Here is a 12541-nt window from a genome sequence, read left to right as displayed (position 1 = left end):
TGTATTAGGCACGCCGCCAGCGTTCGTCCTGAGCCAGGATCAAACTCTCCATTAAAGACCAACCGAAGTTGGTATATTGAAAGAGCGATGTGCTCATTTTTAATGCTAGCGATTCTTCTTTAATATAAAGAAGAGATCTTTATTTTCATCATCCATTTGTTCAGTTTTCAAAGAACTTGTCTGTTCTCGTTTCTTCAACGAGCCAGGAAATATATCATATCATGTCGGTTGCTTTCTTGTCAAATCTTTTTTTTGATTTTCTTTTCAGCATTCTCCGCTTCGAGAAATGTTATTCTCAAAGCAACGTATAATAATGTAACATGCCTAAAGTTATTTAGCAAGCATTTTTTATTTTTTTTTCCACAGCTATAATACCTCCTACTTTAAACAGTAGATAACAAAACAGCCACCCCGTAATAGAACGGAATGGCTGTACTCTTGCAATCTAATTATTCTTGCTCCAGCAGTCTGATGAACTCATTCTCATCTTCTATGGTATCAATTCCGAGCTGTTGGGCCTTGGCCAGCTTACTTCCTGCCTTTTCACCAGCTATGACCAAATCCGTCTTTTTGGATACAGACCCAGTCACATGGGCTCCGAGTGCCTCCAGCTTAGAAGCAGCTTCATCACGCGTAAGCTGATGCAAGGTACCTGTAAGCACAACCGTTTTGCCGCTGAAAAAACTGTCTGTCTTCTTCTCCTGAGGAGCTTCGGGAGCCTGAGCCTTCACCCCTAGGGATAACATCTTTTCAATCCCCGCTTGGGTAAATGGATCAGCAAAGAAGGCAACGATACTTTCAGCTACAATCCCGCCCACATCTGGCAATTCTATTAATTCCTCTACCGTAGCGGACATGACCTTGTGCAAATCACGGTAATGATCAGCCAACATGCGTGTAGTCGCTTTACCGGTATTCGGTATACCAAGGGAATAAAGGAATGAAGCCAAATCCCTCTCTTTACTCTGCTCAAGCGCTGCCAGAAGGTTATTGGCTTTTTTCTCACCAAATCGCTCCAGCTTCACAAGATCATCGAATTGAAGTGTATACAGATCCGCAGGCTCGCGCACTTCCAGTTCGTCATGCAACTGGATTGCCGTTTTGTCGCTGAAGGTTTCAATATCCATGGCATCACGTGAAGCAAAATGGGAAATACGAGCCACAATTTGTGGCTTACACCCCAGCTTATTATCGCAGAATAAATGCGCCCCTCGCTGCTGCAACGGGAATCCACAGGCCGGACAATGATCCGGTACGATAATTTCCTCTCCGTCGTCCTCAGACGTAACTTTTCCCAAAATTTCCGGAATGACATCATTCGAACGGCGGATAAACACACGAGCGCCCAAAGCGAACTTCAGATTTTTCCGCTCGATATCCCCAGCATTGTTTAGTGTACAATTTTGTACGGTGACTCCCGCCAGCTCTACCGGTTCTACCCTTGCCAGTGGCGTAATTTTACCCGTACGACCTACATTCCACTCAACAGCGTTAAGCACCGTGGTCGTTTCCTCCGCCTCGAACTTATATGCCACTGCCCAGCGCGGAAATTTATCGGTATAGCCGAGAACCTCACGTGTGCGCATATCCGTAATTTTAAGTACCGCCCCGTCAATGAGATAATCCAGTCCGGCACGAGACTCTTCGATATCAGTCAGTTGTTCCATAGCATTATCAAAATCGTCAAAGTAAGTCAAATACGGATTCACCTTAAAATGATTGTCACGCAGGAACGTCATCATCTCTTGGTGGCTGCTAAACTGGATGCGGTCCGCGTACCCCACATTGTAGAAAAATGCATTCAATCGTCGCTCTGCTGTTGTTTTGGGATTCAAATTACGCAGAGCGCCTGCTGCGGCGTTGCGTGCATTTTTAAGAGGGTCCACAGCGGTCTCATTATATTTCGCCAGCACAGACAGATTCATAATACCTTCTCCCTGTACTTCAATGGTCCCATCCTGAAAAGGAATCGTAAGCGGCACGGATTTAATGGTTTTCACCTGTGCCAGTATTCCCTCGCCCACCACGCCATTGCCGCGTGTAGAGGCCTGTACCAGCTTCCCGTCGGTATAAGTCAGGTTCAGCGTCAGTCCATCAAATTTAAGCTCTATCGCATATCCTGGAGGCGGTAAAGGCTGCTCCGGGTTCTTGGTGTTGTAATCGTTGACCAGCTTCACGACACGTGCGTTCCAGGCACGAAGCTGCTCCATATTCTGTGCTTTATCCAAGCTCCATAATGGGGCGAGGTGGCGATGCGGTGTGAAGCCTTTGAGTAACTCCCCGCCCACACGCTGTGTCGGCGAATCCGGCAGCACAAGACCGCTCGTCTGTTCAAGCGCTACCAGCTCGTCATAAAGCACATCATATTCTTTGTCGCTGATCTTGGGCTCATCCAGTGTGTAGTAATGATAATTATATGTGTTCAGCTCAGCAACAAGCTGCTCCATCCTGTGCATTGGGTTCATGCAGGCGTATCCCTCCGGGAACTTCATCAGGACAGAAGCCTAAGCCAACTGCCGCTGTGAGATTCGAGATTTAATGATGTTTGAGATTTATTCTACTTTTGTAATCGGTGCAAAGCCAGCCAGTAGGCGTTTAACCCCTACTGGAGCCGGGAAAGCGATCTGAAGCTCCATATCATTGCCTGTACCTTTTACAGCTACAATGGTTCCAATTCCCCACTTGCCATGCTGCACCTTGTCTCCGGCAACAAAAATGGAGGGGCCTCCTGCCGAAGCAGCCGGAGTTGGTTTCGCGGATGAAGATGTTGTAACGGTTACGCGGGGCGACGCGGAAGCGGACGAACCACTGCGGCTCATCGTATCAAAGGAACGTTCTCCGCCAAAGTTACTACCGTTGGTTTTACCCAGTCCACGTCCGCCATAAGAGCCGCCTACATTGCCTGAGCGGCGGTAGCGGTCACGCTTGATAATTGTATCCTCTTTGAGCTCTTCCGGAATCTCTTCAAGAAAGCGGGAAGGCGGATTAGCGGTGGTACGGCCAAACAGCGTGCGCATCTGTGCGCATGTAAGAAACAGTTGCTCCTCTGCACGGGTAATCCCGACATACGCCAATCTACGCTCTTCCTCAAGCTCTTCATTATCCAAAAAGGCCCGACTGTGAGGGAATACCCCCTCCTCCATACCGACAATAAATACGATTGGGAACTCCAGTCCTTTTGCGCTATGCATGGTCATCAATACAACGGCATCGCTTTGTTCCTCTTCATCGTCATTCATGGAATCAATATCCGCGATAAGAGCAAGATCGGTCAGGAAGGAGACGAGTGACTTGTCCTCCGCTCCTTTTTCAAATTCCATCGTTACTGACAGGAACTCATCAATATTCTCCAGACGTGAGCGTGATTCGAGCGTATTCTCGTTTTGCAGCTCCAGTCGATACTGGCTGGTTTCCAGCATTTTTTCCGTTAACTCGGTGACCGAGAGATAGTCCACCATCTGACTTAGGCCTTCGATCATATCGTAAAACTCTACAAGCGCATTGCGCGTACGTCCGGCAAAGCCCAAATCGTCTACCACCTGCAATACTCGGAAAATAGAAACTCCACGCTCCGCTGCGGCTGCTTGCAATTTACCGACCGTTGTATCCCCAATACTCCGTTTTGGCACATTAATGATTCGGATCAAGCTGATATCGTCATCAGGATTGGAGAGCAGGCGAAGGTACGCCAGCAGGTCCTTAATCTCTTTACGATCATAGAACTTGATGCCGCCAACGATCTGGTACGGAATATCCGATTTGATCAAAATTTCCTCGACCACCCGCGACTGGGCATTGGTACGGTACAAAATAGCATGATGGCTATAGGTTTTGCCTGCATTGATATTTTTATGAATTTCGGAGGCGATAAAATAGCCCTCATCATGCTCGGAGTCAGCCCGGTAAACTTTAATTTTGGCCCCGCCTTCTTTGTCAGTCCATAGTTTCTTCGGCTTGCGACCTGTATTTTGACCAATCACTTCATTGGCAGCATTCAGAATATTCGAGGTTGACCGATAGTTTTGTTCCAGTAAAATGGTACGCGCTTCCGGATAATCCTCTTCAAAGTTCAAAATGTTGCTGATATCCGCCCCGCGCCAACGATAGATGGACTGATCGCTGTCACCTACTACGCAAATTCGGTGATGCTGGTCAGCCAGCATTTTACACAGCATGTACTGCGCACGGTTCGTATCCTGATATTCATCGACATGAATGTATTGGAATTTCTTCTGATAGAAATCCAGTACCTCAGGCACTTCTTTAAATAGTTGAATCGTTGCCATGATCAAATCATCAAAATCCAGAGAGTTGTTGTTTTTGAGTCGTTGTTGGTATTTGGTATATACCTTCGCCACAATCCCCTCAAAATAGTCGCCAATCTTGCGCTCATACATTTCAGGAGTGACCAGTTCATTTTTAGCTGTGCTCATCATGGACTGAACCGCTTTGGGTTCGAACTTTTTGGTGTCTATGTTCAGATCCTTCATGCAGCTCCGAATGACAGACAACTGATCTGTAGAATCGAGAATGCTGAAATTGGAGGTAAATCCAATCCGCTCGATATCTCGACGCAAAATACGCACACACATGGAGTGAAAGGTGGATACCCACACATCTCTCCCCTGCGGGCCAATCAGCTTGGATACGCGATCCTGCATTTCACGCGCGGCCTTGTTCGTAAAGGTAATTGCCAAAATGCCCCATGGAGCCGTCTTGCGGGTCGCGATGAGGTAGGCAATCCGGTGCGTGAGCACCCGGGTCTTTCCACTGCCTGCGCCAGCCATAATCAGCAACGGTCCGTCTATCGCCTCCACTGCCTGACGCTGAGGCGGATTGAGGCGGGCTACAGCCTCGTGTATATCTATTGATTGCATGCGTGCATGCTCCTTTCTACAAGCTTCCATAAAATCACGTTCTATACTTCCAACTTCACAGCTACCGTCTCCAGCGCCTTCGCCAAGTCACGGTAAATGATATTCCCTACTACAATGGTGTCACAAACGGCAGCCGCTTGTAACGCGGTAGATTTATCCACGATACCCCCTCCATATAGGACACGGGCGCGCTCCGTACTGCGATGTATTTTTTGTACCAGTTCCATATCTCCAAAGGCACCGCTATACTCCACATATACAATCGGCAGATGCATGAGCTTGTCAGCAACCTCTGCATATGAAGCGGCAGATGAAGCATCGAGTGATGCATCCGCTCCGGTAAGCTTGGCCACCGTGGAATCACCGTTCAAAACAATATATCCTTCCGTCACAAGTAAATCCCAAGGGATCATATAACCAAACTGCTCAATCGCACGCTGGTGCTGTCCTACGATCCAATTACTGTCTGTGGTATTGAGCACCATTGGAATCATATACAGATCAAACCCGGGCACCACAGCCTCCAGATCGGACACTTCAAGCACACACGGCACCTCATAACGCCGAACCCGCGACAGCAAATCCACCGTATTTTCATAGGTAATGCCCGATGAGCCTCCTACCATAATGGCATCCGTACCAGACATGCATATGGCATCCAGTCCCTCATCGTCCAGTTCCTTGTCAGGGTCCAGCTTAAATACATGCCTCCATGATTGAATCGAATCTGCCAACACACATTCCTCCAGCATCCATTGTGCTTTTGCCACGATCCGGTCTAACCGGATTCCAATATCCAAAAGCGTTCTATGCTAAGTCTATGACAGTGCACAAAAGGTGTCAATGTTCGTATTCGATGGGAACACTCCGTTCACACATCTCAAGGCCGCAACGCATACAGCCAACTGCGTTTTTGGAGTTCCTTTTCCGTTAAAACATCCGTATAGAATCCGCGCACACCCATCTGTTCGTAATCAGCAGCATCTTTTAGATCGTTAATTGTATTTACGTAACACACCGCCCCCGCCTGCCGCAAACTTTCCACTAAAGCACCACTAACCCTGTTTTCTGGCAAAGTCACTGCCGTTATATCGTTTTGTTGTACAAACCGGATGATTTGGTCATCCGTATCTTCTGTCGCATAAAGCGTATAAATAATGGAGGTATAGGGATAAATGCTACGCAGCGTTCGCAGCATTTCCTCGTCATAAATTTGCGGGACGATGCGAGATAAAAGTTCCGGATTTTTCTCCTGTGTCTGACGGGTCAGTTGCGCAAACAACTGTTTTATTTGGGCCGGGTCCTGTTCTTTTGTATCGGTCACGACATAGGCATCCGGGTATTTCTCCAATAGATCCAATACATCATTCCAGTCTACCGGGGTATAGGAGCCGTAAATGGGGGTGTTTTTGAATTGTTCGTAGCTCCAGGGCTTCCCGCCCTGTTCTTTACCAACTGCCTGCTCCTGCTGCATTTGCTCTGTAAAAGACTCCGTCCATTCATGGCGCGCCACCAAATGCCCGTCCGAAGTAAACATCAGGTCGACCTCGAATACGCGGCTGCCTTTTTTATAATTATTCATAAACGCTTCACGCGCATTGGTATAGGCTAAACCGTCAACGGCTCCCATAGCATGCGAAATCACACGATGGGTGGTAAAACCGGTATGCTCCTCCGTGGATGGCCCTTTGTAAGCCAGTAAAAATGTGCCGATTAACATTAAAAGAATTACCGCAGCAATCAGTCGTTTCATAGGGTGTCACATCCTTTTCGTACAGGTCAATACCCTGCATACGCACACTTAAAACAACCTCCAGACACAAAAACACCCTCCGGCTGAACCGAAGGGTGAATTCTCAATTAATACGCATTCTTGAAACCGTTGCGGATGGTGCGGAAAATAATTTTAATATCGAATAAGAGCGACCAATTCTCAATATAGAAGATATCATGCTTAATCCGTTCCTCAATGGACGTGTCACCACGCAATCCGTTGCTCTGTGCCCAGCCTGTAATACCAGGACGAACATGGTGCTTCACCATGTACTTTGGAATCTCCTCGCGGAACTGGTCCACGTAATACGGGCGCTCCGGACGAGGGCCGACAACGCTCATATCTCCTAGCAGCACATTAAAAAATTGCGGCAGCTCGTCGAGACTCGTTTTACGAATAAAGGTGCCAAAGCGAGTACGCCGGGGATCATTGGCCGTCGTCCAACCTGTATCCTCAGTCCCTGGTGGCAATACCTTCATCGAGCGGAATTTGTACATCATGAAGGTACGCCGATTTAGACCCACCCGCTCCTGTTTGAAAATTACCGGCCCTCTCGATGTCGTCATCACGCCAATCGCCACTGCCAGCATAACCGGAGAAGTTAGAATAATAGCGAACAGCGAGAACAGAATATCGAACAAACGTTTAAACAATCGGTTCCCCGCCACATCCAGCGGAATATCCCGTACATTAATCATCGGCATGCCTGCAAAGTTATCAAAATACGGTCGAGACGGCAAGTAATCAAAAAAGTCGGGAATGATGAGCGTGCGCACCCCAGCCTTTTCACACATGTTGATAATCTTGGGGTACTTATCATGTGCATCCAGCGGAAGAGCCAAAATGACCTCGTCAATCATCATGCTCGACAGCGTAGCTTCTAACTGATCCAAGCCTCCAAGGATTGGGCGGAAATGCTCTTCTTCCTCTTCATCCCAGTGGCGCTTATCATCCAGAAAACCCACCACTTCATATCCCAGATCAGGATACTGTCCAAGATTATGATAAAAACGCTGGCCCAGAGTACCCGCCCCCAGAATGAGCATGAACTGCTTGTTGTAGCCTTTTTGGCGGAGAGCTTTAAGTACCTGCTTCAAAAAATATCGATAGAATAAAATAAGCAGTACGTTCCCAATCATATAGATCGCCAGATAGGACCGCGAAATGTCAATTTGCTTTACGAAGAACATGACACTCAACAGCACGAACAGGCCAACAATATGAATCTGGGTGACGCGAAATACGTCGTCTGCAAAACGTTTTTTACGTTTGGGTGAATAGAGAGAGAATAACATCCCCAGCACTACGGCAATCAGACCGTAAATTAAGCTCCAACCTCCATAGACTTGAATAGGAAGCGGCTCTTGATAGGTAATCCATTCACTTTCGAATTTGAAGAACCAAGCGATCAGGAAGGATAACTGAATGACCGCGAAATCCGCCACAATATACAATTGGGTTAAAAAACGTTGATTTCTGCGTATCATACTTTCACCTCGGTACGAGATTGTTCGCCGCCGTCCGGCTTGACCGGTGCAGTGAGCTTATTTTTCAAAAAGGCCATTCCAAATTTCACCGTAATTCCCGCGTATACAGCCATGTTCGTGATCCAACTGTACTGCTGTTTATAATGCTTGCGGTGAAATACCCACATGGCTCTATGAAACTCGTAAATAATTTTCAAAGGACGACGACGAGCGCTGCCTCCTTTGATATGAATAATATATGTGCGCGGATAGTAGTAAATGCCCCATCCCGCCTGCTTAATCCGGTAACACCAGTCAATGTCCTCACCATACATGAAAAAGGTTTCGTCCAAGCCGCCGACCTGCTCAATCGTCTCCCGGCGCACCAGCATAAAAGCACCCACCAGCACATCCACTGGATACTCATCATCCGGGCTTAAGTGCCCGAGCTGGTATTGATTGTACTTGGGGTTATTCGGGTAACGCCTCGACCAGCCGAAGGCGTAATAAAAGGAGGCAGACGGCGTTGGAAACCCACGCTTACAGGCCTTATCCAGCGAACCATCCGGCAAAATAACCTTGCAGCCCGATGCCCCTATCTCCGGATGCGTGTCCATGAACCGAATCATCGTATCGAGCGTGTGCGGTTGCACCAGCGTATCGGAATTCAGCAACAATACGTAACGCCCGCCCGCTACCTCGATGCCCTGATTGTTTGCCTTGGCAAAACCTGTGTTATCCTCATTGGCAATCAACGTAATCTCCGGATATGCAGCACGAATGGCTTCCACAGACCCATCATTGGAGTGATTGTCGATAACAATCACTTCATATTGATACTGCGTCTTTGACGCATATACCGATTGCAAACAATCCAGCGTCAAACGGCATGTATTATAGTTGACGACCAGTATGCTTACATCCATATTTAAAACACTCCTGACAAATTCAGTAATCTATTCTACTACCGCCTATTATAGCATACCGCGCAGACCACGGGGCGCAAAAAAGCACATAACTTGTAACCTTACATAGTTGAGGTATAAAAATCATCGTGGTAAGATATACATGGAAAAAGGGCTGGTGCCAGCCAGCCCCTGCACAACCGACGCTCCAAGAGCGGACGGTTTTGGAACAATCAGGCCGAAAATAGACCCTTCCTTGCGGGGGCGGTCTATTTTCGTTTGTTAAACTCTAACAGTGTGACGATTAACGCCCCGAACGTCAGCATTAAACTGAGCGCCTCAAACACTGTCACAGGCTTCACCCCCCTCCTCGGGAGAGTTAGCCGACCGCCCTTGTCAGCCAATATCGGTTGCACCCTTCGATTATACTATATTTTTCCATAAAGGAACATGTATTCGATGGATTTTGGTAGATTATTCTAAGAATTAAGACGAGCATTTATTATGTGAATTTTAATAGTTTGTCTATTAGACCCTAGAGTATCTCTTAAGCTATATAAAGAATCCTGAATAAAGGTAGAGTGAGGATAATATATATTACGGGCTAACCGTTACATTTTTGTATTACTAGCAGCCAAAGTCATTTTTGCAATCCGATACGAGATACTAAAAGCAAGAAGAATGACCGGAATCACTGGTGTAACGCATCAAAAATAGAACACATACACAGTCTTAGATCCTCTTCATAAAAATTTCAATCCGACCGAAAAATCTCGGTAAGACTCAGTGCAATTTTGACTAGTAGCTCTGAGCCCCATGAGTGGAATGTTTCTTTACAAAATTAAACATGATCGTCGAAAGACTACACTGTTTGAAAACTTGGGCATGCACGGATGTTAGCTTAAATCATAGTTTGATGGTTTTAGTTTGAAGACAAGTTGCCATCATGTATTTAAAATTATTCTATTTCTTTACTCACGCCTGTTGATTAACCACTAAATGATAGAAGAAAAGCCGTCAACTCGGTAAAATGTTTGTACCCCTACAAACTTAACCGAAAGGTGACGACTTCATGAATAAGTCTATCACGATCCCATGGATCCTTCAATCCATTCTGACACCGGAAGAAGTGCAAAACGTTGTCAAGGAAGCAGGTTACGAAGACAAAGCCGTAAATTCACGGTAACCCATTTACTTCAATACTGGTGTGTTGCCGTCTTAGAACAATGGGACAGTTATCGTTCCGGGGTGGATCATGCAGCTCGCAGTGGCTTGCCTGTGGTTCATTATTCTTGTTTTTCTACCAAAGCCGTCGAAGTTCCTTTTGCTATATTTAAGGAGCTTTTTCATCGAGTAGTTTATCAATGTAGCCGGGCAACGCGCCGAAAACTTTCGTTTCCCAAAGAATTGCTCCTCATCGACTCAACGACCATGACGGTGGGAAAAACACGTCTACCCTGGGCTCCTTATCACTGAGAGCGTTCAGGCATTAGACTTCATGTCGCTTTACAGGCCGAAAATGGGCACCCGCTTCAGGTAATCGAAACGCTGGGTTTCAGGCATGACGGCCCCGTATGTGAAGCATTAGCTCAACCGGACTACATTTTGGTGATGGACCGTGCTTATGGGAAACTAGAGCGTCTGGATGACTTCAAAATCCAAGGGCAATCCTTTGTCATTCGGCTTCGTGACAATGTCCATTTGGAAAAACCTCATACATTATCCGTCTCAAGCCATCGGATTCAACGATCCTTCGAGATATGACTTGCCAGCTAGGAACATCGCAGTATCGTTCCAAGCAACGTCATCGTGTCGTCATATTTCGAGATTTTGAAGGTCGGGAAATTCGGGTGGTAACGGATTTAATCCAGGTCACGGCAGAACAAATCGCACAGATGTATTAAGCTCAGTGGCAGATCGAAGTCTTTTTCCGTTGGATCAAGCAACATTTGAATATTCCAACGTTATTTGGCACGACGGAAAATGCAGTCTATGGGCAACTATTCTGCGCTCTCATTGTCTATGTCCTGCTCAAATAACGTGGCCCAAACATGCCATTCTTTCCTTTGCCCGGTTTTCTCGTCTATTTCTTCTATAAAAACTACCGGTGGAATGGCTGATTCAGACCCAGCATGTTCTTCTCAAGCGTCTCTCTGGTTCTATTAATTAAATTACTCATTTTGATAATCAACAGACGTGATTTTCACCATATTTTTTATAGGTAAAGATATTTGCAAGCGTCATGCCAATTGCAAAGTTATCTATACTCCCTAAAAGATTATATTCCGTTAAGAAACAGTATTTCCAGTCAATAGAGTTAATATTCGGATTATAAAAATAGTAACATAACAAACGATAAGCAAATACTAACATTATTATAAGAAACGGATTGTCAAGCCAAGTGCGACAGCTCCTCTAAAAAGGATTCGTGAGCCGTTTTCCACCCCAAACATTTTCGTGGTCTGTGATTGATGAGATAGAGTGCTTTCTCTAGGACTTCATCCGTAACTTGAGCGAAATCCGTCCCTTTGGGGAAGAACTCTCGCAGCAAGCCATTAGCGTTTTCGTTGGAGCCTCGTTGCCAAGAGGAATACGGATCGGCAAAATAGACCTGTACCCCATGGGTGGCCTCCAGACTCGCATAGCAGGCAAACTCTTCACCACGGTCAGCGGTGGCTGTTTGGAAGACTCCAGCAGGGTACTGGGAAGCAGCTACGCCAAAGGCAATCTCTATGGATAGCCCTGTGCGATTGGGCATCTGAATCGCGGTGTAAAGACGCGTCTTGCGTTCCACGAATGTGGCTACACAGCCTTTGCTTATTCCACGCCCTGAGACCACGGTGTCCAATTCCCAATGTCCAAACGTCTCCCGAGAACGGACTTCTTTCGGACGCTGGGAGATGGTTTTGCCTACGGAGAACGTTCCTCGTTTTTCCGCAGGCTGCTGCCGCTTGCCTTTGTGCCGGAGCACCTTCAGGGCCCCTCTCATTAGGCGGCTGGTATAAAGCCAGCGATAGATGGTTTTAAAGCACACCACCTGTTCTCCTTCTTGCCGGAGCCGCTCTACGATTTGCTCAGGAGACCAACTGGCCTGAAGCTTTGCTTCGATGATCACTGCTTGTTCCGTTTTCCATTTGCCTTTGGACACACAAGCTTTCCGGCGCTCTTCATAAGCGTGCTGGGCCTGTTCCGCCTGGTATGACACCGAAGCCTGCCTACGGATTTCACGGCAAATGGTTGCCGGGTGCCTATCCAGTTTCTTAGCAATGGATCTTGCACTCATCCCTTGCTGGTGGAGGATTTCTAGCTTGCTGCGCTCGATTATGCTAAGATGTGTGTAGCTCTGGTGGATTCTCCTTGTGTGAATGGTTGTTGTGGTGACTTCATTCTACACGAATCCGGCCATGGGCCCTTTTTTATTTATTTCCAGTGGGTGTCGCACTTCATATTACAATCCGTCAAATGTTTTTTTGGACATGTAATCGAGATTCCAATTTCCCCTCGCATCCTAGAAAATCA

11 protein-coding genes are annotated in these 12541 nt (G+C 46.8%); 3 read left to right on the top strand and 8 right to left on the bottom strand.

The genetic code is table 11. From position 1 onward, the window contains the following. Window positions 1-449: 449 nt before the first annotated feature. The 7 genes from ligA to E0698_RS27750 all read right to left on the bottom strand — a co-directional run bounded on the left by ligA (window position 450) and on the right by E0698_RS27750 (window position 9369). Window positions 450-2465, bottom strand: coding sequence for an NAD-dependent DNA ligase LigA (gene ligA, locus E0698_RS23690; protein ID WP_192513100.1), 2016 nt, complete (start codon window positions 2463-2465; stop codon window positions 450-452). A gap of 87 nt (window positions 2466-2552) precedes the next feature. Next, the gene (pcrA, locus tag E0698_RS23685; RefSeq protein ID WP_192513099.1) at window positions 2553-4877 is read right to left on the bottom strand and encodes a DNA helicase PcrA; all 2325 of its coding nucleotides are present in this window, start codon (window positions 4875-4877) and stop codon (window positions 2553-2555) included. 41 nt (window positions 4878-4918) lie between these two features. Next, window positions 4919-5629 carry a heptaprenylglyceryl phosphate synthase gene (locus E0698_RS23680; protein WP_192513107.1) on the bottom strand — a complete coding sequence of 237 codons (711 nt, stop codon included), beginning with the start codon at window positions 5627-5629 and terminating at the stop codon, window positions 4919-4921. 128 nt (window positions 5630-5757) lie between these two features. Further along, the gene (locus E0698_RS23675; RefSeq protein WP_192513098.1) at window positions 5758-6630 is read right to left on the bottom strand and encodes a phosphatidylinositol-specific phospholipase C/glycerophosphodiester phosphodiesterase family protein; all 873 of its coding nucleotides are present in this window, start codon (window positions 6628-6630) and stop codon (window positions 5758-5760) included. Window positions 6631-6737: 107 nt separating this feature from the next. Next, window positions 6738-8138 carry an undecaprenyl-phosphate glucose phosphotransferase gene (locus E0698_RS23670; protein ID WP_134912270.1) on the bottom strand — a complete coding sequence of 467 codons (1401 nt, stop codon included), beginning with the start codon at window positions 8136-8138 and terminating at the stop codon, window positions 6738-6740. Next, window positions 8135-9043 (bottom strand): glycosyltransferase family 2 protein, encoded by a 909-nt coding sequence (locus tag E0698_RS23665; protein ID WP_192513097.1) that lies wholly within the window; start codon window positions 9041-9043, stop codon window positions 8135-8137. The genes E0698_RS23670 and E0698_RS23665 overlap by 4 nt, the downstream gene beginning before the upstream one ends. Before the next feature lie 248 nt (window positions 9044-9291). After that, window positions 9292-9369, bottom strand: coding sequence for a putative holin-like toxin (locus tag E0698_RS27750; protein WP_354005523.1), 78 nt, complete (start codon window positions 9367-9369; stop codon window positions 9292-9294). 1141 nt (window positions 9370-10510) lie between these two features. Here E0698_RS27750 and E0698_RS27745 point away from each other — a divergent pair. From E0698_RS27745 to E0698_RS27740, 3 genes are read left to right on the top strand one after another with little or no spacing between them, the layout of a single operon-like run. Next, window positions 10511-10786 carry a transposase gene (locus E0698_RS27745; RefSeq protein WP_192513106.1) on the top strand — a complete coding sequence of 92 codons (276 nt, stop codon included), beginning with the start codon at window positions 10511-10513 and terminating at the stop codon, window positions 10784-10786. Beyond that, window positions 10783-10926 carry a hypothetical protein gene (locus tag E0698_RS23655; RefSeq protein ID WP_192513096.1) on the top strand — a complete coding sequence of 48 codons (144 nt, stop codon included), beginning with the start codon at window positions 10783-10785 and terminating at the stop codon, window positions 10924-10926. Before E0698_RS27745 ends, E0698_RS23655 begins: the two co-directional genes overlap by 4 nt. A 45-nt stretch (window positions 10927-10971) precedes the next feature. Next, on the top strand, window positions 10972-11061 hold the full coding sequence (locus tag E0698_RS27740) for a hypothetical protein (protein WP_443146922.1): 90 nt from the start codon (window positions 10972-10974) through the stop codon (window positions 11059-11061). Between the two features lie 353 nt (window positions 11062-11414). On the opposite strand, the gene E0698_RS23645 is transcribed toward E0698_RS27740, so the two are convergent. Further along, window positions 11415-12374, bottom strand: a complete 960-nt coding sequence (locus E0698_RS23645; RefSeq protein ID WP_192513104.1) for an IS30 family transposase — start codon at window positions 12372-12374, stop codon at window positions 11415-11417. Between the last annotated feature and the right edge of the window lie 167 nt (window positions 12375-12541).

Origin of the sequence: Paenibacillus sp. 23TSA30-6 (genome assembly GCF_014858585.1) — a bacterium.
Classification (GTDB): Bacteria; Bacillota; Bacilli; order Paenibacillales; family Paenibacillaceae; genus Paenibacillus.
Note: the sequence above shows the minus strand (reverse complement) of the source record. Positions and strands in the feature narration are given on the sequence as shown.